This window comes from Sphingorhabdus sp. (assembly GCF_044338195.1).
Taxonomy (GTDB): Bacteria; Pseudomonadota; Alphaproteobacteria; order Sphingomonadales; family Sphingomonadaceae; genus Sphingorhabdus_B.
In genome coordinates this window covers 54,903-74,410 of record NZ_JBIIMC010000005.1, presented here as the reverse complement: position 1 = coordinate 74,410, position 19,508 = coordinate 54,903, and the positions used below count along the sequence as shown (strand labels likewise).

Sequence of the window (19,508 nt, the reverse complement as noted above, 5' to 3'; positions counted from 1 at the left end):
ATTATTCTGCTGCCTCCAACATATCATCGCCCTTGGCTTCATGGATGCGGCGTTCCATCTCCGGACGGAAATGCTTGATGAGGCCCTGAATTGGCCACGCAGCGGCATCGCCAAGCGCACAAATTGTGTGGCCCTCAACCTGCTTCGTGACGTCGTACAGGGTATCAATGTCGCCAATCTCGGCATTGCCGGTGCGCATCTTTTCCATAACACGCCACATCCAGCCAGTGCCTTCGCGGCATGGCGTACATTGGCCGCAGCTTTCATGCTTATAGAAATAGGACAGGCGCGAGATTGCGCGAACGATGTCTGTCGACTTGTCCATAACGATGACCGCCGCGGTACCAAGTCCTGAACCGACTGCCTTACAGCCATCAAAATCCATGGGTACGTCCATCATCATGGCCGCAGGCACCAACGGCACCGACGAACCGCCGGGGATGACGGCGAGCAGATTATCCCAACCACCGCGAATACCGCCGCAATGCTTTTCGATCAGCTCGCGGAACGGAATGCCCATTTCTTCTTCGACGACGCATGGCTTTTCAACATGGCCCGAAATCTGGAACAGCTTCGTACCATGGTTGTTCTCGCGGCCAAAGCTTTTGAACCACGCCGCGCCACGACGCAGGATTGTTGGAACGACAGCAATGCTCTCGACATTGTTCACCGTCGTTGGGCAGCCATACAGACCTGCGCCTGCAGGGAATGGCGGTTTAAGGCGGGGCTGCCCCTTTTTGCCTTCAAGGCTTTCGATCATCGCGGTTTCTTCGCCGCAGATATAGGCGCCTGCGCCGCGATGGACGAACACGTCAAAGTCATAACCGGACTTGGCGGCATTCTTACCCAGCAGCCCTGCTGAATATGCCTCGGCAACAGCCTTTTCGAGGACCTTTGCTTCGAAAATATATTCGCCGCGAATGTAGATATAGGCCGCACGCGCGCGCATCGCAAAACCGGCGATCAACGCGCCTTCGATAAGCTTGTGCGGATCGTGGCGAATGATTTCGCGATCTTTGCACGAACCGGGTTCGGATTCGTCGGCATTGATGACGAGGAAGTTCGGACGTTCGGGCGTCGGTGTCTTGGGCATGAAGCTCCACTTCATACCCGTCGGGAAGCCAGCGCCACCGCGACCACGCAGCCCGGATGCCTTCACTTCTTCGATAATGGCGTCTTGTCCGGCCTTCATCAGATTGGCGGTTTTATCCCAATCGCCGCGCGCCTGCGCAGCTTTCAGGCCGAAATCTTGATAGCCATAAAGGTTGGTAAAAATGCGGTCTTTGTCAGCGAGCATCAGCCCCAACCTCCAAGAAGAAACCATGCGCCGCCGGCAATCAAAAGCCCAATGACGGCAAGTTTAATTATGCCCTTGAGCAGTTTCCATGCCACGAACGCAGCCACAAGAACGCCGATGAGGGGGAGAAATTCCATCAATGCTCCCCCCGATAATCATGGTTCTTATCAACCATCGCCTGCAATGTCGTAGCGCCGCCATAAGGTTCAACGGTGTGGCGTCCGGGCAGCTGCGTACCGACCTTTGGTTGTTTGCCATCCGACAAGTCCTGCAAAATGGCGGTCATGCTGTCGTAATCGAGATCTTCGTAATTATCGTCGTTGATCTGAACCATCGGTGCAGAGGCGCAATTGCCCATGCATTCAACTTCGTTCAGCGTGAACATGCCATCGGGTGTTGTTGCGCCTTTGACGAGGCCCCTGTTCTTACATGCCGCCATGATATCGTCCGACCCACGCAGCATGCATGGCGTTGTGCCGCAAACTTGCACATGGAAACGGCCAACGGGCGCGAGATTATACATCGTGTAGAAGGTCGCAACTTCATATGCGCGCATATATGGCATACCGAGATAGCTTGCGACATATTCGATCACGGGAACCGGCAGCCATCCTTGCGTCTGTGTTTCTTCGCCCACCTGACGTTGCGCCAGATCAAGCAGAGCCATCACCGCAGACTGCTGACGTCCGGCAGGATAGCGTCCGATGTACATGTCGGCGGTCTTCTTGTTTTCAGCTGAAAACGCAAAGGCGCCAAATTGGGCGCGTGCATCCGCTTCGTTTGGAGTGTGTGCTGCATCAGCCATGTGCTTCGTTCCGTCCCCAAATACGTCCCAAATATGCGCCAAACATCATGGCAGCAGCGGTCGAACCAACTTCCTTGATCGAAACTTCGCCATGGAACAGCCACAGATAAGCCGCAACCATCGCGATGGAACCCAATGCAGCGCTCGCTAGAAAAAGCACTTCCCGCGTCATTACCGGTCACACTCCCCAAACACGATGTCGAGCGCGCCCAAGATCGCGGTCGTGTCCGCTTGATTAAAAATGTGAACTGCGTCAGCCATTTTGCTTCGCCTTGCGACTGAAAAGGAAATACCGGAGCGACAAAAACCCTATAGCGGCCCCCGTCAGTCGACTAAAAGCTACAAATCCATCGGCGAATGTGCTTCCCTCATCACTGTACCGGGCAACGGCAAAGCCAAGAGTGAAAGCAAACGCAACTACCCGAGGAGAGTATGCAGGGTATAGTTTGGACGCGATAAAATAACTAATGCCGCCAATGATAAGGACGGCAAAAAAAGCAGCGATGAACGGGCCAATTATGCTCACCGGTCACACTCCCCAAACACGATGTCGAGTGCGCCCAAGATCGCGGTCGTATCCGCAAGCATATGCCCGCGGCTCATGAAATCCATGGCCTGCAAATGCGAAAATGCCGTCGGACGAATTTTGCAGCGATATGGCTTATTGGTGCCATCGGAGACCAAATAAACCCCGAACTCACCCTTGGGACTTTCGGTCGCGACATAGACGCTGCCGGCAGGAACCTTGAAGCCTTCGGTGTAGAGTTTGAAGTGATGGATCAACGCTTCCATCGATTGCTTCATTTCCGCGCGCTTTGGCGGCGAAACCTTGCGGTCGTCGCTGCAGACAGGGCCTTCCGGCATCTGCTGAAGGCATTGCTTCATAATGCGAACCGATTGACGCACTTCTTCAACGCGGACCATGAACCGGTCGTAGCAATCGCCACGCGTACCGACAGGAATGTCAAAATCCATTTTTGCATACACGTCATATGGCTGGCTCTTGCGGATATCCCACGGAATGCCCGCGCCACGGATCATTGGTCCTGAAAAGCCCCATTTGATCGCGTCTTCTTTAGAGACGATCGCGATATCGACGTTACGCTGTTTGAAAATACGGTTGTCGACCACCAATGACATCGCATCTTCAAACAGACGCGGCATACGATCATCAAGCCATTCGGCCATATCGGTCAAAAGCTTTAACGGCACATCCTGATGCACACCGCCGGGGCGGAACCACGCCGCATGCATACGCGCGCCGCTCGCGCGTTCATAAAACGCCATGCAGTCTTCGCGGATTTCGTAAAGCCACAAGGGCGGCGTCATCGCACCAACATCGATAATGTGGTGCGCGATGTTCAGCGTATGGTTTTTGATACGCGTCAATTCGGCAAACAATACACGCAGATATTGTGCGCGGATGGGCACTTCGAGATCAAGCAGCTTTTCGACAGCCAGAACATAGCTATGCTCCATCGCCATCGGCGACGCATAATCCAACCGATCAAAATAAGGCAAAGCCTGCAGATAGGTTTTATATTCAATCAGCTTTTCAGTACCGCGGTGTAACAGGCCGATATGCGGGTCTAAGCGCTCGACGATTTCACCATCGAGTTCCATGACCAGACGCAGAACGCCGTGCGCTGCAGGATGCTGCGGGCCAAAGTTGATCGTATAGTTCTGGATGACTTCATCGCCAGTTGTCGGGGCGAGATCTTGCTGCATGCTCATGCTTTGTCTCCCGTCGCCTTTGGCTTGCGCGCTGTCCGCTTAACCGCTTCCTTGTTCGCTATTTTGTCTGCGCCCGTTGGCGCGGCGGGGGCCTCACCGGTTTTTTCATCGCCGGGCAGAACATAATCTGCACCTTCCCACGGCGAGAGGAAATCGAAGTTGCGGAAATCTTGCGCCAGTTGGACCGGCTCATATTTGACGCGCTTTTCTTCTTCAGAATACCGCAGCTCAACATAGCCGGACAACGGGAAATCCTTACGCTGTGGATGCCCAGAAAAGCCATAATCGGTCAAAATGCGGCGCAGATCGGAATTGCCCGAAAACAGCACGCCGTACATGTCGAACACTTCACGCTCCAACCATCCGGCAACAGGCCAAATACCCGTCACAGATGGGACCGCATCATCTTCATTGGTGACCAAATGCACGCGAATACGATGGTTCTTGGTCAGGCTGAGCAAGCAATAGACCACTTCAAACCGTGGATCACGATCAGGCCAGTCAACGCCGGCGATCTCCATCAGCTGCTGATAGGCGCATTCGTCGCGCAGCTGGATCATGCATTCAACGAGCGAGTCCCGGTGGATGTGCACGGCGACTTCGCCATTGGCTTCCTCAATGGATACCAAATTGGCGCCAAGCGCTTTGGTGATGGCCGCGATCGTGCCATCAGGCGTGTGAATAAGGGGCGCGGAATGGCTCACCGTTCGATTGTCCCTACGCGACGGATTTTGCGCTGAAGCTGCATAATGCCGTACAACAATGCCTCAGCTGTTGGCGGGCATCCTGGTACATAGATGTCCACAGGGACAACACGGTCGCACCCACGCACAACGCTATAGCTATAATGATAATAGCCACCACCATTGGCGCAGCTGCCCATGGAAATGACATATTTCGGCTCCGACATCTGGTCGTATACCTTGCGCAAGGCCGGGGCCATTTTGTTGCACAACGTACCGGCCACAATCATCACGTCCGATTGGCGCGGTGACGCGCGCGGCGCTATCCCGAACCGTTCAAAGTCATAACGCGGCATATAGCCGTGGATCATTTCGACCGCACAGCATGCCAGACCAAAAGTCATTGGCCACAAAGAACCGGTGCGCGCCCAATTGAACAGGTCTTCGGTCGACGAAACGACAAAGCCCTTGTCGTTCACTTCGCTCTCAATATCCTTGAAGAAGGCCGCGTCGGGCGCCTGCGCGTCCGTCAGTGCGGGTGTGATTACTCCCATTCGAGTGCTCCCACTTTCCATGCGTAAATGAAGCCAATGACCAGTTCGAACAGGAACAGCATCATGGTGCCCCAACCAATCCAGCCTGTTTCACCCAAGCTAACCGCCCAAGGAAACAAAAATGCGGCTTCAAGGTCGAAAATAATGAACAAGATCGCGACAAGGTAAAAGCGGACATCAAACTGACTGCGCGAATCTTCAAATGCGGGGAAGCCACATTCATATTCGGTAAGCTTTGCCTCGGTCGGTTTATGTGTGCCGGTCAGGCGCGATACGCCCATCGGCAAAAACACAAACGCTGACGACAGCGCGAGCGCGACCACCAGAAAAAGCAGAATGGGCAAATATTGCGACAAATCAGTCATATCAGACTCGCTTCAGGACCCCGTAAGTTGCGGCGCTTTTAGGCATAAGAATCTCGCCCCGCAAGGCCAAGACTCGGCATTTTTTCAGCCTTCCTAGTGCTTTATTTTATCGCCCCAACAAGCAGCTTGTGCAGCTTGCTATGCAAGATGTCATTTGCCGCCAAAACCTGCGCGTCCGCGATATGCGGGCTACGTCCGCGATAGTCGGTTACAAACCCGCCTGCTTCACGCACCAGCAGGCATCCCGCAGCCGTATCCCAAGGCGACAAACCGCTTTCCCAAAAGCCATCATAGCGTCCTGCGGCAAGCCAAGCGAGATCGAGGCTGGCCGCACCAAAGCGCCGAATTCCGGAGACCGATGGACCGATGGCAGCAAAAATCTTACCCCATTCGTCAAAGTCGCCATGCCCCTTATACGGTGTGCCCGTGGCGATAAGCGCTTCATTCAACTGGCGACGCGCCGACACGCGCAGGCGGCGGTTGCCAAGCCAGGCACCCTTGCCGCGCTCCGCCCAAAAGCTTTCGTCGGTGATCGGATTATAGACCAAGCCAGCAAATATATCGCCCCAACCCGAACCATCGGGCTTTGGATCCTGCACCGCGATCGAAATCGCAAAATGTGGAATACCGTGCAGAAAGTTGCTGGTGCCATCAAGCGGGTCGACGATGAAGCGCGGTTTGCCCTCTGCCCCTGCGATTTCGCCGCCTTCTTCCATCAAGAAGCCCCAGTCGGGACGCGCGATTTCCAGTTCACGGAAGATCGTATCTTCTGCGCGCTCGTCGGCCTTCGACACAAAGTCTGCCGGTCCCTTTTGCGAAACCTGCAGATGTTCGATCTCGCCAAAGTCACGGCGCAATTTGCCACCCGCTTTACGGGCAGCTTTTTCCATTATGGTCAACAGACCGGTAAGCGCTGGCATTAGTCGGCCTTCCGGACATATTCCCGTTCGTAAACGTCGACGACAATGCGCGTACCCGCACTGATAAATGGCGGCACCATAACGCGCACGCCGTTATCCAAGATCGCTGGCTTGTAGCTCGACGACGCTGTCTGTCCCTTAACAACGGCATCAGCCTCAACAATTGTCGCTTCGATCTGGTCTGGCAATGCAACCGACAATGCTTCGTCGTCATACATTTCCATGACAACGTCCATGCCGTCCTGAAGGAATGCCGCAGCGTCACCCAACAAATCCGTTGGCAACGTTACCTGATCATAGGTTTCTTTGTCCATGAACACCAGATTGTCGCCCTCGGCATACAAAAACTGGAAGTCTTTCTGATCAAGACGAACCTTTTCGACGCTTTCGGCCGAACGGAAACGAATGTTGTTCTTACGACCATCGCGCAGGTTTTTAAGTTCAACCTGCATATAAGCGCCGCCCTTACCCGGCTGGGTATGCGCGGTTTTCACCACGCGCCACAGACCGTTTTCATATTCCAGAATATTACCCGGCTTGATTTCAACCGCGTTGATTTTCATGAGAGCACTCGCTTAACAGATGGAAAGAGCAGGCACGCAAATACGTGCCGTTGGACGCGGCCTTTAACGACGACAGCGCAATTAGGCAAGCAGTGCGTTGAACGCCTTTACCGCTTCGGCAGGCCCTTGCGGATGGTTCCACACAGCACCGCTAACGGCAAGGAAATCCGCGCCCGCATCAATCAACGGTTTCGCATTGTCAGGCGTGATGCCGCCAATCGCAACGCATGGCACTTCCGTCACAAACGTCCATTTCTGTAAGGTGTCGAGTTCGGCGACATGATCGACCTTTTTGGTCGTCGTCGGGAAGAATGCGCCAAAGGCAACATAATCCGCGCCAGCCTCTGCCGCCTCCATCGCGAGATGCCGGCTGTTGTGGCAAGTAACGCCAATCTGTGCGTCAGGGCCAAGCGTCTCGCGCGCTTCACGAACGTCGCCATCGCCCTGCCCCAGATGCACGCCATCGGCCTTCAGCCGTTTGGCAAGCGCGACGCTGTCATTGACGATGAACGCGACATCATGCGCAGCGCATATGGCTTGCAATGGTTCGGCTAAGGCCGCAGCTTCATGCTGGTCCAAATCTTTGACGCGAAACTGGAAAGCCGCGACGGCCCCGGCAGACAGGGCGGATTCAAGGGCTTGCGGGAAATCTCCGCCAACATTTGTCGGCGAGATCAGATATAATTGGCAGGGAAATTCTTTCATGCCGCGCTCTTAGCGGGGCTTAAGGCCGGCGGCAAACATCTTGCGCATTTGCCACCGGCCCCTCTCCAAACTTATGTCGCCGACGCGGCGTGAATTTCGTCAATTGCACCACCGAGCGCAGCATCAAATTCAGCCGGTGTCATCTGGTGCCGCAAATCTTCCAACAATGCGCGCGAGAAGCTGGCGATCATGCCCTTGTTCTTGGCAAGCTCTGCGCAAGCCTCAGGCCGTGCAAATCCACCGGACAACGCAACAACGCGCAGTACGCGTGGGTGGCTCACCAGCGCGTCAAAGGTGCCCGCCTCAGCAGGAATCGACAGCTTCAACATCACCTTATTGTCGCCCGAAACGGTATCGAGCGCTTTCAGTATTTCGTTGCGCAGGATGACATCACTTTGCGCACGGTCGGCGCTTTTGATGTTAATTTCAGGCTCAATGATTGGCATCAGGCCGTGGGCGAGGATTTGTTCCGCCACTTCAAATTGTTGCTGCACGATTGCGGCGATACCCGTTGGCGAGGCTTTGTTAATGACCGAGCGCTTTTTCGTTCCGAAAACGCCCTTTGCTTTCGCGCGCTGAAGCAGGGCATCCAAATCTGGCATTGGCTTCATCATCTGAACGCCGTCAGCTTCGTCCTCAAGGCCCTTATCGACCTTCAAAAAGGGCACGACGCCACGATCGCGCAGCGCGTCTGGCACTGGCTTGCCGTCCGCATCGCCGTCCATTGTGCGCTCAAACAAGATGGCACCCAAAACCTTGTCGCCCGAAAAGCTTGGCGATGTGATGATGCGCGAACGCATGTCATGGATGAGTCCGAACATTTCTTCTTCGGTCGCATAAGCATCTTCTTCGATACCATAGCCACGAAGCGCCTTGGGCGTAGAACCGCCACTTTGGTCAAGCGCAGCAATAAAGCCTGTTGCCGTCGCTACTTTTTCGAACATCTCTTGGTCGTTCATCCGCTCTTCCCTGTATCTTGGCGCTGCATACGTATGCATTACCATCAGAAAAAAACGGGGCAAGGCCCCGCATGTTTAAATTATATTCAAAGCATCCACGCCCGGAAGCGGTTTGCCTTCCATCCATTCCAAAAACGCGCCGCCAGCGGTCGAAACAAAGGTGAAATCCTCCGTCACACCAGCATGGGCAAGCGCCGCAACCGTATCGCCACCGCCCGCGACCGACACAAGCGAACCTTCACGCGTCAGCGCAGCCGCTGTGCGCGCTAATGAGACCGTCGCCGCGTCAAATGGCTCCATCTCAAATGCGCCGAGCGGTCCATTCCAGACCAAAGTCCGGCATGTTTTAAGCACATCCGCCAACGCCTCAACCGCCGCAGGACCGACATCCAGGATCATTTCATCCGCCGCCACTTCATGTACATTGACCGTGCGCACGGGCGGATTTGCGCGGAATTCGACTGACGTCACGACGTCATAGGGCAAATGCACCGTGCAGCCTGCAACGTCTGCTGCATCCAGAATCGCATTCGCGGTGTCGGCAAGATCATGTTCGCACAGCGACTTGCCAACATTGATGCCGCGGGCAGCGAGAAAGGTGTTCGCCATGCCGCCGCCGATGATCAAATGATCCACCTGTTTCACCAGATTGTTTAGTACATCGAGTTTGCTTGATACCTTTGCGCCGCCCACAACGGCAGCAACCGGGTGCTCCGGCGAACCAAGCGCAGCTTCCAACGCCTTCAGCTCCGCTTCCATCGAACGGCCAGCATAGGCTGGCAAAATATGTGCGAGGCCTTCGGTCGACATATGCGCGCGATGTGCCGCAGAAAAGGCGTCATTCACGTAATAGTCGCCATTTGCAGCCACGGCACGTGCAAGTTCGGGGTCGTTTTGTTCCTCACCCGGCCAAAATCGGGTGTTTTCGAGCAAGGCGATATCGCCGTCCGCCAATATGCCAATGGATTGCGCGACGATGTCTCCAGCAATCTCGGGCACGAACATGACTTCGCGGCCAAGCACCGCCTGAAGCGCATCCAAAACCATGGACACCGACATTTCGCTATGCTTCGCCCCCTTCGGACGACCGAAATGGGCAAGCAATAAAACCTTGGCACCCTTATCAGCGAGTTCGCTGACTGTGGGGAGCAACGCCCGCAAACGCGTTTCGTCGGTCACACGCCCGTCTGCCATCGGCACGTTCAAGTCCACGCGAACAAATACGCGCTTTCCTTTAATGTCACCAAGATCGTCGAGCGTGCGAAAAGCCATGATTACAGCAGCTTTCCAATGACGCCGGCGGTATCCACCATCCGGTTGGAGAAACCCCATTCATTGTCATACCAGCTGAGGACACGGACAAGCTTGCCGTCGATGACCGCTGTTTCAAGGCTGTCGATGGTCGAGCTGGCTGGGCAGTGATTATAGTCGATCGATACCAATGGTTCGTCGGAATAGGCCAAAACGCCCTTCAAAGCGCCTTCAGATGCCGCCTTTAACAGCGCATTGACTTCTTCCTTCGTGGTATCGCGCGCAGGCGTGAAGGTCAGGTCGACGATGCTGACATTTGGTGTCGGTACGCGAATAGCCGATCCATCAAGCTTGCCCTTCAATTCAGGCATAACTTCGCCAACTGCACGCGCAGCGCCCGTCGTTGTCGGAATCATCGACATCGCAGCAGCGCGTGCGCGGCGCATGTCATCATGGATTTGGTCGAGGATCTTCTGATCGTTGGTGTAGCTGTGGATCGTGGTCATCAAACCACGCTCGATACCAATTGCGTCGTTCAGTACTTTCGCAAGTGGCGCGAGGCAGTTGGTGGTGCAGCTGGCGTTCGAAACAATGACATCGGCTGATGTCAAAACGTCGTGATTGACCCCGAATACCACGGTTTTGTCGACATTTTTGCCTGGTGCCGAGATCAAAACACGCTTTGCGCCTGCAGCGAGATGCTTTTCTGCGCTCGCGCGGTCGGTGAAGAAGCCGGTGCACTCCAAAGCGATATCGACGCCATTTGCGGCATGCGGCAAATTGGCTGGATCGCGCTCGGCGGTAACATGAATGCGCTTACCATTGACGATGATGTCATTGCCATCGGCTTCAACTGTTCCGGGGAACGGGCCATGCACGCTGTCACGCTTGAACAATAATGCGTTCGCCTTGGCTGGCGCGAGATCATTAATCGCCACCAATTCCAGATCATGGTCATCACGCTCCAAAATCGCGCGCGCCACCAAGCGACCAATGCGGCCAAATCCGTTAATAGCTACTTTAATAGTCATGCGTGCTCCAATCAGCCAAGTTTAGCGAGAATTTGCGCGGTAATCTTATCGGCGGTCAGGCCGAAATGGTCATAAAGTGCATCAATCGGAGCCGATGCTCCGAAACTATCGATACCGATCCGAAGACCGTCACCGACATAGCGTTCCCAGCCCATAGTCGTGCCCGCTTCCACAGATACGCGCAACACATCCGACGGCAGAACGCCGGCCTTATAGGATGCCGACTGCGCGTCGAACCGCTCCCAGCTGGGCATCGATACGACGTCGGCGCCAATGCCCTTTTCCTCAAGCTGCTCTGCAACCGAAACGGCGATAGCCACTTCAGAACCAGTGCCGATCAACACGACTTTGCGCTCCGCCTTTGCGGAGCGGAGGCGGTAGCCACCCTTGGCGGACATATTTTCGCTGACGTCCGTGCGCAACTGCGGCAAGTTTTGACGCGATAGCGCCAAAACCGACGGTGTATGCGCGCTCTCAATAGCGAGCGCCCAGCATTCTGCGGTTTCGATGGTATCGCATGGCCGATACACGTCGAGGTTTGGAATAAGCCGCATCGACATGATTTGCTCAATCGGCTGGTGGGTCGGACCATCTTCGCCAACGCCGATGGAATCATGCGTCATGACATAGACAACGCGGGTTTCCTGAAGCGCAGACAACCGAATGGCCGCGCGGCAATAATCAGAGAAGATCAGGAACGTCCCGCCATAGGGGATAATACCCCCATGCAACGCCATGCCGTTCATGGCAGCCGCCATACCGAATTCACGAATGCCATAATTGACATAGCGGCCAGAATAATCGTTTTTATCCAGAGTGTTGGTCGACACAGTTCGTGTAAAGTTTGAACCCGTCAAATCCGCTGACCCGCCGAGCAGATCTGGCAACGCGGCAGTTGCCGCCGTCAGTGCAATTTCCGATGCCTTACGCGTCGCGATATTTTGCGGCGCGGCGATCAGGCTTTCCAGATGCGGCTGTAACCACGCGGAATCAACCGCACCCGACATGGTCTTTGTGAAGGTTTCCGCGTGATTTGAAGCCGCAAGCCGCTTTGCCCAGCTGGCATGCGCCTCAGCCCCAGCCTGACCGGTTGCGCGCCACGCGCCCAAGATATCCGCAGGAACTTCAAACGCCGGATAGGGCCAGTTGATTGCAGCCCGCGTCGCGACGATTTCCTCTGCACCCAATGGGCTACCATGCGGCGCTTTTGTGCCTTCCTTATTTGGCGAACCCTTGCCGATCAATGTCCGGCAAGCAATCAACGATGGACGATTGTCTGCAAGCGACGCTTTAATTGCGCGTTCTATGTCATTGAAATCATGGCCATCGCATGCCTCAACATGCCATCCGCTGGCACGATAGCGTGCGGCGATATCTTCGCTGGTCGAAAGGTCAGTCGCGCCATCAATCGTGATGCGGTTATCGTCCCAGAATACGATCAAACGGCCGAGACCCAAATGTCCGGCAAGCCCGATGGCTTCGTGATTGATGCCTTCCATCAGGCAACCGTCGCCCGCCACAACCCATGTCCGGTGGTCGACCAGATCGTCACCAAAGCGCGCATTCAGGTGCCGTTCGGCAACGGCCATGCCCACCGCCATGGCAAGGCCCTGCCCCAGCGGACCTGTCGTGCATTCAACGCCATCAATCAAAAAATTCTCTGGATGGCCAGCGCATGGGCTGCCCAACTGGCGGAAATTTTTGATGTCTTCGATGGTCGGGCTTGCATAGCCCGTGAGATACAAGGTCGCATAAGCGAACATGGAACCGTGCCCCGCGGACAGCACAAAACGGTCACGATCGGCCCAATGCGGGGCTTTCGGGTCAAATTTCAGAAACTTCGAATAGAGTACCGTTGCGACGTCGGCCATGCCCATCGGCATGCCGGGATGACCGCTATTTGCGGCCTGTACAGCATCCATGGCCAGCGCCCGAATTGCATTGGCCATTTGCTGATCAGTAACGGTCATGTTCTATCCCCACAAAATGCTCCGCTTTGGGAGCGGGAGGCGGGCGCATACAACATATGCGATACCGCCGAGTCGTTTGGTCCGAACCCTTTGCGGACGCAAGCGCGAAGCGTCAAGGGACGGGCGCGCATTTCCTGCGGGGAATTTTCCACCCAATGTGTTTTGATGCATTTGCATGAAATCTTTAGTCTGTTACACCGTCTCATCAAAAGGATGTAAGTCATGGCAGATGAACGATTAATTGTTGCGATTGGCCGCATTGAACGCGCGCTTTCGCGTGTAGAAAAGCTAGCTACGGCGCCAGCGAACACACCTGACGCCGATCTGGCGGATCGCCATGAGCGTTTAAAGACAGAGACGTTGGAAGCCATTCGCGGAATCGACCAGATATTGTCAGGAGCAAACTGATGGCTGAGGTTAAACTGTCCATCGCTGGCCGCCAATATTCTGTGGCGTGCAATGACGGCGAAGAAACACGGTTGCTGGCCTTGGGAGCCATGGTTGATGAAAAGGCCCGCGAGGCTGGCGGCGGTTCGGCCGGGCTGAATGAAACGCGCAGCTTGTTGTTTTCCGCGTTGCTGCTGGCCGACCGGCTTCATGACGTGTCCAGTGGAGCGCCGGTTGTCGCGGATAGTGCTCAGACATCGGAAAAATCATCACAAATAGCCGAAGCTTTAGAAGGCTTGGCCTCCAGACTAGAAAATCTGGCGCTAAGGCTTGAGAATTAACGTAAGACGCCTATATTGAACATGGCGGAACTGCCCGGTACGAGCTGATGAGAACATCCCTGAGGCGATTATTTATCTAAGGGAGCTGTCCCTGCCTGGGCCATTTGGGCAACCTTAAGGTCCAGATCACACGGTGCCCACCTGACGTGCTGGCGTCAGAGGATATTCCGGAAAACGACCCATGGTGGTTCCGCCAACCGATTTCGGGAAATGCTGTGACTTCAATATTAGACAAACCAACACAGCGCGCCGCGTTTCGGCAAATTCGCGATTCGTACGTCAATAACTTGACGGCACAGGACCGATCGCTGGCCTTTTCTAAAATCCCCAGCCCCTTAGCCAAATTTTTAATGCCCGGAAAAATTGTCGCGGGCTATGTCGCAAAAGGATCTGAAGTCGATCCCGCGGCGATCCTTGCGCAAGCGCATGCAATGGGCTGCGACCTTGCCCTGCCCCACGTAACCAGCAAAAGCGCCCCAATGCGGTTTTTACGCTGGTCACCCGATGACGACCTTGTCCCGGGCGCATTCGGCCTTCTACAGCCTGCTGAGACGGCCCCACAGTGTAAACCCGATATAGTTCTCGTTCCTATGCTAGCCTTTGATGACAAGCTCATCCGGCTTGGCCAGGGTGCGGGACATTATGATCGCGCACTGAGTGTGCTGGATCATTCCATCGCCATCGGCCTTGCCTGGTCGGTTCAATTCACCTCTGCACTCGCATCGGATATTTGGGACGTCCCGCTCGATGCCGTGCTGACAGAAAAATCCTGGATAACATTATGAATGGACCACAGAAGCAACCGACATGGCGTAAGCCCGCGGGCATGCTGGCGATATTGCTGATTATTCTGGTTTGGTCGGTGCTGATTGTCAGCGCGTCTGAATTCATCGGCCAACTGCACATATTATTGCAGAGCGTCATTTATTTGATCGCTGGCGTGATCTGGATTGCGCCTATGCGGCCATTAATGATCTGGATGGAAACAGGTTCGTTCCGCGCACCACCTACTACCTGATATTCAGAGAAGTGGCGCGAGTGACGGGGCTCGAACCCGCGACCTCCGGCGTGACAGGCCGGCGCTCTAACCAACTGAGCTACACCCGCTAACTTGCGGTGGGGGCGCACTATAAGCGACGCAAGATTCTGTCAACGGCATTTGTCGTAAAAGGTCGTTTTCGGGCAAATGAATTCCAAGCCCCGCTTATTCGCCACCGGCATTGCGACGTACATATTTTAATCGGCAAATAGCAAAACCGGCGTTTCCATAAGCTTTTTCAACGCCTGAACATAGTTAGCGGCATCCCAACCGTCGACAACACGATGGTCGCAGCTGATCGACAGGTTCATCAATTTCCGCGCCTCGATTGTGTCACCGACAAACATCGGACGTTCGTCAATCTTATTGGGTCCGATGATCGCGACTTCAGGTCGGTTGATGACAGGTGTGGTCACAATCCCGCCCAAGGGGCCAAGTGACGTCACTGTAAGCGTGGAGCCCGACAGCTCTTCGCTTTTCGCTGAGCCGCTCCGCGCGGCGTCGGCAAGGCGCGCAATCTCCGTTGCAAGCTGCCAGATATTTTTGTCCTGCGCATCGCGGATGACGGGAACCATTAATCCGGCATCGGTCTGGGTCGCCATCCCCAAATGCACCGCGCCATGGCGGGTCACAACGCCATTTTCGTCGTCATAGCGGGCATTGATCATCGGGAATTGCGGGATCGTCTTGCAGATCGCGACGATAAGCAATGGTAGCATGGTCAGCTTTGGCCTTGCGCCGCGGTTTGCGTTCAGGTCGGCGCGCATCGCTTCAATCGCGGTGACGTCAATTTCTTCGACATAGGTAAAGTGCGGGATGTGGCGTTTGGATGCCGCCATATTGTCCGCGATACGCCTCCGCATGCCGATGACTTTGACATTCTCGTCGTCACGGCGCGCGCTGATATGTGAAGCGCGATAGCCCTGCCCGCTTCCATAGGCCAAAAATGCGTCGAGATCCGCGTGCCGGACATGCCCGCCCGCCGCCTTGACGTCAGTCAATTCGACGCCAAGTTCCCTGGCACGCTGGCGCACTGCAGGCGATGCTGTAATTTTATGGTCGGCGCTTATGTTATGCAACGGGGCGGCTGCAGCTGCAGGCCTCTCCTGCACGGCCGCTGGTTCCGCAGCGACTGGTTCAGGCGCATGTGGCAGTTCATCCTCGACCGTGGCAACCGCTTCTACCGGCACCGTGCTTTCCACCTGACTGACGTCAGTCGCGGTTTCAATCTCCACGAGCATAGATCCGATGGCGATGACATCGCCCGCCTCACCAGCCACCTTGGTCACGATCCCCGCCACCGGGCTTTCCATTTCGACGGTCGCTTTGTCCGTCATCATGTCCGCCAGCGGCTGGTCTTCAGAAATGCTGTCGCCAACTTTGACGTGCCATGCAACGATTTCTGCCTCGGCTATGCCTTCACCAATATCGGGCAAGTTGAATGTGAATATGGGCATAAAGTCAGTCCTTCATGATCTTGTCAAATGCGCGGGCAAGCCGCACTGGGCCGGGGAAATATGCCCATTCGAGGCTGTGTGGATATGGCGTATCAAAGCCTGTCACGCGCTCAATTGGTGCCTCGAGATGATAGAAGCACCGTTCCTGCACCTGCGCAGCCAATTCAGCACCAAAGCCGCTGGTGCGCGTCGCTTCATGCACAACCATACAGCGGCCCGTTTTCTTGACCGATGCCTCAATGGTTTCGATGTCCAGTGGCAATAATGTCCGTAGGTCGATGATTTCGGCGTCAATGCCATGCTCGGCGACCACGGCTTTAACCACATGCACCATCGTGCCGTAGGTCAGGACCGTGACAGCCTGCCCTTCCCGCACAACTGCCGCCTTGCCTAAGTCTATGCGATAATAGCCTTCTGGAACGGCACTGCCGTCATGTTTGGACCATGGTTCGACCGGGCGGTCATAATAGCCGCTGAACGGGCCGTTATAGATCCGCTTGGGCTCAAAAAACACGACTGGGTCATTGTCTTCGATGGCCGCAATCAGCAGCCCCTTTGCATCATAAGGCGTCGCGGGAATAACCGTCTTGATCCCGCACACATGCGTGAACAGGCTTTCGGGGCTTTGGCTATGCGTCTGACCGCCGAATATGCCGCCGCCAAAGGGCGAACGCACCGTCATCGGACAAATAAAGTCATTGGCAGAACGATAGCGCATGCGCGCGGCCTCGCTGACCAACTGGTCAAGGCCGGGGTAGATGTAATCGGCAAACTGAATCTCGGGCACGGGGCGAAGGCCATAGGCCGCCATGCCGACGCCAACGCCGATGATTCCACATTCGCTGATCGGCGTATCAAAAACGCGTGTTTTACCATGCTTTTTCTGAAGCCCCGCAGTTGCGCGGAACACACCGCCGAAATAACCAACGTCTTCGCCCATGATGACAACTTCGGGGTCTTTCGCCAGCATCACATCCAAGGCGCTGTTGATCGCCTCAATCATGTTCATGGTTTTGGTCGCCGACTCAGACATCAGCGCGCCTCCCATTCAGGGCCGAATTTGTCGCGCTGTTCTTCTAGCATTTGTTCGCATTGCTCTTTCAAATGCCATGGCATCTCTTCGAACACATCTTCGAACATGCTTTCCATGGGGTGATGCAGGCCGTGGCCTAAAATCCCGTTCTGCTCCGCCTCTTTCTGGGACGCCTTTACGAAATCCGACAGCTCCAGAATGAGCGCCTCATGCTGTTCGTCAGTCCATGCACTGCTCGCTATCAAATGATCCTTTAGGCGCGTCACAGGGTCGCCAAGCGGCCACAATGCATATTCTTCCGCCGCACGATAGGCACCGGGGTCATCCGACGTCGAATGACCTTCGCCGCGATAGGTGAAATATTCGATCAAGGTTGGCCCACCGTTGGTGCGGGCGCGATTGGCCGCCCACTGCATGGCGGCAAAAACGGCCAGCGCATCATTGCCGTCCACGCGCAGTCCCGCGATGCCATAACCAATGGCACGGGCGGCGAACGTCGTCCGTTCACTGCCTGCAAAACCGGAGAATGACGAAATCGCCCACTGGTTGTTCACCACCTGCAAGATAACCGGCGCATTATACACGGCCGCAAATGTTAGCGCGCTGTGGAAGTCCCCTTCCGCGGTCGACCCATCACCACACCAAACCGCAGAGATACGGGTATCGGCGCGCGATGCAGACGCCATCGCCCAGCCCACCGCCTGTGGATATTGCGTTGTCAGGTTGCCCGAAATACTGAAAAATCCGTAATCCTTGGCCGAATACATGATGGGCAACTGGCGTCCCTTCAGACGATCGCCGCTGTTAGAGTAAATCTGGTTCATCATATCAACCAGCGGATAATCACGCGTAATCAGAATGCCTTGCTGGCGATAGCTTGGAAAACACATGTCATCCGAATGCAAAGCCATCGTAGTTGCAACCGACGTCGCTTCCTCGCCGAAAGACTTCATATAGAAACTGGTTTTGCCCTGGCGCTGTGCCCGGAACATCCGGTCATCAAAGGCACGCAATAGCAGCATCTTGCGCAGCATGGCGCGCAGCGTGTCGGCATCAAGCCCGGGGTTCCAGCTACCAATGGCCCGATTGTCGTCTCCCAAGACGCGGACAAGGCCATAAGCCAGTGCATGTATATCGGCCGGGTTAGCGTGCTCATCGGGTCGCGTTATGGCGTCCACTTCAGGGATAATGATGTCGCTAAAATCGGCCTTATCGCCAGGGCGGAACTTGGGTTCCGGCACATGGAGATGAAGCGGCGCGAGATTGCCCTTGATACCGTGCTCCATCACCATCTCCGCAGTTATCTACCCGAAACGACTCAGGTAGTTTATTATCCACGGCTGTTATAATATTTCAAACGATCGCTTAGGTCAATATAGCTGTCCTAATGCGCATTTAGACCGCAACCGGCGCAGAAATGTGTGACTGCGGTTGATAATCGGACACTTCAAAATCTTCGATACGGAAGTCGAAAATGCTCTCGGGCGTGCGCAAAAGCTTGAGCTTGGGGTTGCCGGACGGTGTGCGGCGCAACTGCTCCTCAACCAAAGGTGCGTGGTTCAGATACAAATGCACGTCGCCGCCCTGCCAGATGAGTTCGCCCGCCTTGTACCCACAGACGGCAGCGAGCATCCGCGTCAACAAAGCGGCAGAAAATGCATTGAACGCAAATCCAAGGCCAAGGTCGCACGAACGCTGAAACAAGATGCAGCTCAATACATTATCCGCGACATGGAACTGATATGTCTTGTGGCACGGCGGAAGCGCCATTTGATCAAGCTCGGCAACGTTCCACCCTTCGATGATGTGGCGGCGCGACCCCGGGTTATTCTTCAAACTTTCGACGAGCAGGCTGACCTGATCGATGCCCTTCTCGGCGCGTCGGAATAGTCCGTTGTCGGTGGCCTCATAACGCGGCCAGTTGACCCACTGCGCGCCATAGACCGGCCCTAAATCACCCCATTGCGCGGCAAAGGCATCATCTTCGACAATGCGCTGTTCAAATGCATCCTGCGTGATGTCTTCGCCCGTTTCGCGCCGATATCGCGCCAGAGGCCAGTCGGTCCAGATTTTGACATTCTGTTGAAGCAAGGGCTGAATATTTGTGTCGCCGGTCAAAAACCAAAGCATCTCGCGCGCCGCGGTTTTCCAGTACACACGTTTGGTGGTCAGCAGCGGAATAGCATCGTCGGCCAGCGAGAAACGCAACGTGGCGCCGAACAAAGCTTTTGTGCCCACGCCCGTCCGATCGCGCTGAACAGCGCCCTCGGTCCAAATGCGGCGCATCAACGATAGATATTGCTCTTCATAATGAGGCATATTGTGCATGCCCCTCTGCTAAGGCCAGACCATGTTTTTGGCAACTGTCGGAATCCAAACAGCTTCGGTTAGGTGCACGGGCACATAGCCCGCGA

At 55.3% G+C, this 19,508-nt stretch carries 23 protein-coding genes and 1 tRNA gene; 4 read left to right on the top strand and 20 right to left on the bottom strand.

The window, feature by feature from the left end:
• Position 1: 1 nt before the first annotated feature.
• The 15 genes from nuoF to tkt all read right to left on the bottom strand — a co-directional run bounded on the left by nuoF (position 2) and on the right by tkt (position 12,837).
• Positions 2-1,297 (bottom strand): NADH-quinone oxidoreductase subunit NuoF, encoded by a 1,296-nt coding sequence (gene nuoF / locus ACIQZK_RS02865; RefSeq protein WP_397574818.1) that lies wholly within the window; start codon positions 1,295-1,297, stop codon positions 2-4.
• The gene (locus ACIQZK_RS02860; protein WP_333569405.1) at positions 1,297-1,434 is read right to left on the bottom strand and encodes a hypothetical protein; all 138 of its coding nucleotides are present in this window, start codon (positions 1,432-1,434) and stop codon (positions 1,297-1,299) included. The genes nuoF and ACIQZK_RS02860 overlap by 1 nt, the downstream gene beginning before the upstream one ends.
• Complete coding sequence (locus ACIQZK_RS02855) at positions 1,434-2,102, bottom strand: complex I 24 kDa subunit family protein (RefSeq protein ID WP_397574817.1); 669 nt, start codon at positions 2,100-2,102, stop codon at positions 1,434-1,436. The genes ACIQZK_RS02860 and ACIQZK_RS02855 overlap by 1 nt, the downstream gene beginning before the upstream one ends.
• Positions 2,095-2,274 (bottom strand): hypothetical protein, encoded by a 180-nt coding sequence (locus tag ACIQZK_RS02850; RefSeq protein ID WP_183940609.1) that lies wholly within the window; start codon positions 2,272-2,274, stop codon positions 2,095-2,097. The genes ACIQZK_RS02855 and ACIQZK_RS02850 overlap by 8 nt, the downstream gene beginning before the upstream one ends.
• Before the next feature lie 350 nt (positions 2,275-2,624).
• Complete coding sequence (locus ACIQZK_RS02845; protein WP_397574837.1) at positions 2,625-3,830, bottom strand: NADH-quinone oxidoreductase subunit D; 1,206 nt, start codon at positions 3,828-3,830, stop codon at positions 2,625-2,627.
• 2 nt (positions 3,831-3,832) lie between these two features.
• Entirely contained in the window at positions 3,833-4,540 is a 708-nt protein-coding gene (locus ACIQZK_RS02840) for an NADH-quinone oxidoreductase subunit C (RefSeq protein ID WP_397574816.1), read from the bottom strand.
• Complete coding sequence (locus ACIQZK_RS02835; protein ID WP_183940602.1) at positions 4,537-5,073, bottom strand: NADH-quinone oxidoreductase subunit B family protein; 537 nt, start codon at positions 5,071-5,073, stop codon at positions 4,537-4,539. Before ACIQZK_RS02835 ends, ACIQZK_RS02840 begins: the two co-directional genes overlap by 4 nt.
• Positions 5,064-5,438 (bottom strand): NADH-quinone oxidoreductase subunit A, encoded by a 375-nt coding sequence (ndhC, locus tag ACIQZK_RS02830; protein WP_296197889.1) that lies wholly within the window; start codon positions 5,436-5,438, stop codon positions 5,064-5,066. The genes ACIQZK_RS02835 and ndhC overlap by 10 nt, the downstream gene beginning before the upstream one ends.
• Before the next feature lie 101 nt (positions 5,439-5,539).
• Complete coding sequence (locus ACIQZK_RS02825) at positions 5,540-6,358, bottom strand: inositol monophosphatase family protein (RefSeq protein ID WP_397574815.1); 819 nt, start codon at positions 6,356-6,358, stop codon at positions 5,540-5,542.
• Positions 6,358-6,921 carry an elongation factor P gene (gene efp, locus ACIQZK_RS02820; protein WP_183940595.1) on the bottom strand — a complete coding sequence of 188 codons (564 nt, stop codon included), beginning with the start codon at positions 6,919-6,921 and terminating at the stop codon, positions 6,358-6,360. The genes ACIQZK_RS02825 and efp overlap by 1 nt, the downstream gene beginning before the upstream one ends.
• Positions 6,922-7,002: 81 nt before the next feature.
• Complete coding sequence (thiE, locus tag ACIQZK_RS02815) at positions 7,003-7,626, bottom strand: thiamine phosphate synthase (RefSeq protein ID WP_397574814.1); 624 nt, start codon at positions 7,624-7,626, stop codon at positions 7,003-7,005.
• 71 nt (positions 7,627-7,697) lie between these two features.
• Positions 7,698-8,585: a fructose bisphosphate aldolase gene (locus tag ACIQZK_RS02810; protein ID WP_397574813.1), complete on the bottom strand. Its 888-nt coding sequence runs from the start codon at positions 8,583-8,585 to the stop codon at positions 7,698-7,700.
• Between the two features lie 75 nt (positions 8,586-8,660).
• Positions 8,661-9,860 (bottom strand): phosphoglycerate kinase, encoded by a 1,200-nt coding sequence (locus ACIQZK_RS02805; protein WP_397574836.1) that lies wholly within the window; start codon positions 9,858-9,860, stop codon positions 8,661-8,663.
• Positions 9,860-10,867, bottom strand: a complete 1,008-nt coding sequence (gene gap, locus ACIQZK_RS02800; RefSeq protein ID WP_183940587.1) for a type I glyceraldehyde-3-phosphate dehydrogenase — start codon at positions 10,865-10,867, stop codon at positions 9,860-9,862. The genes ACIQZK_RS02805 and gap overlap by 1 nt, the downstream gene beginning before the upstream one ends.
• 11 nt (positions 10,868-10,878) lie before the next feature.
• Positions 10,879-12,837 (bottom strand): transketolase, encoded by a 1,959-nt coding sequence (gene tkt / locus ACIQZK_RS02795; protein ID WP_397574812.1) that lies wholly within the window; start codon positions 12,835-12,837, stop codon positions 10,879-10,881.
• 222 nt (positions 12,838-13,059) lie between these two features.
• On the opposite strand from tkt, the gene ACIQZK_RS02790 reads away from it, so the two are divergent.
• From ACIQZK_RS02790 to ACIQZK_RS02775, 4 genes are all read left to right on the top strand, one after another.
• On the top strand, positions 13,060-13,245 hold the full coding sequence (locus tag ACIQZK_RS02790; RefSeq protein ID WP_397574811.1) for a hypothetical protein: 186 nt from the start codon (positions 13,060-13,062) through the stop codon (positions 13,243-13,245).
• Positions 13,245-13,565: a cell division protein ZapA gene (locus tag ACIQZK_RS02785; RefSeq protein ID WP_397574810.1), complete on the top strand. Its 321-nt coding sequence runs from the start codon at positions 13,245-13,247 to the stop codon at positions 13,563-13,565. The genes ACIQZK_RS02790 and ACIQZK_RS02785 overlap by 1 nt, the downstream gene beginning before the upstream one ends.
• Positions 13,566-13,711: 146 nt before the next feature.
• Positions 13,712-14,350 (top strand): 5-formyltetrahydrofolate cyclo-ligase, encoded by a 639-nt coding sequence (locus ACIQZK_RS02780; protein ID WP_397574809.1) that lies wholly within the window; start codon positions 13,712-13,714, stop codon positions 14,348-14,350.
• A complete protein-coding gene (locus ACIQZK_RS02775) occupies positions 14,347-14,583 on the top strand; it encodes a DUF2842 domain-containing protein (RefSeq protein ID WP_395629418.1) in 237 nt (78 codons plus the stop codon). The genes ACIQZK_RS02780 and ACIQZK_RS02775 overlap by 4 nt, the downstream gene beginning before the upstream one ends.
• 12 nt (positions 14,584-14,595) lie before the next feature.
• Here ACIQZK_RS02775 and ACIQZK_RS02770 read toward each other — a convergent pair.
• The 5 genes from ACIQZK_RS02770 to thyA all read right to left on the bottom strand — a co-directional run bounded on the left by ACIQZK_RS02770 (position 14,596) and on the right by thyA (position 19,422).
• Positions 14,596-14,672, bottom strand: a tRNA-Asp gene (locus ACIQZK_RS02770).
• 129 nt (positions 14,673-14,801) lie between these two features.
• Positions 14,802-16,061 (bottom strand): dihydrolipoamide acetyltransferase family protein, encoded by a 1,260-nt coding sequence (locus tag ACIQZK_RS02765; protein WP_397574808.1) that lies wholly within the window; start codon positions 16,059-16,061, stop codon positions 14,802-14,804.
• 4 nt (positions 16,062-16,065) lie between these two features.
• Positions 16,066-17,094 carry an alpha-ketoacid dehydrogenase subunit beta gene (locus ACIQZK_RS02760; RefSeq protein WP_397574807.1) on the bottom strand — a complete coding sequence of 343 codons (1,029 nt, stop codon included), beginning with the start codon at positions 17,092-17,094 and terminating at the stop codon, positions 16,066-16,068.
• The gene (locus ACIQZK_RS02755; RefSeq protein WP_397574806.1) at positions 17,094-18,380 is read right to left on the bottom strand and encodes a thiamine pyrophosphate-dependent enzyme; all 1,287 of its coding nucleotides are present in this window, start codon (positions 18,378-18,380) and stop codon (positions 17,094-17,096) included. Before ACIQZK_RS02755 ends, ACIQZK_RS02760 begins: the two co-directional genes overlap by 1 nt.
• Positions 18,381-18,489: 109 nt before the next feature.
• A complete protein-coding gene (gene thyA, locus ACIQZK_RS02750) occupies positions 18,490-19,422 on the bottom strand; it encodes a thymidylate synthase (RefSeq protein ID WP_397574805.1) in 933 nt (310 codons plus the stop codon).
• Positions 19,423-19,508: the final 86 nt, after the last annotated feature.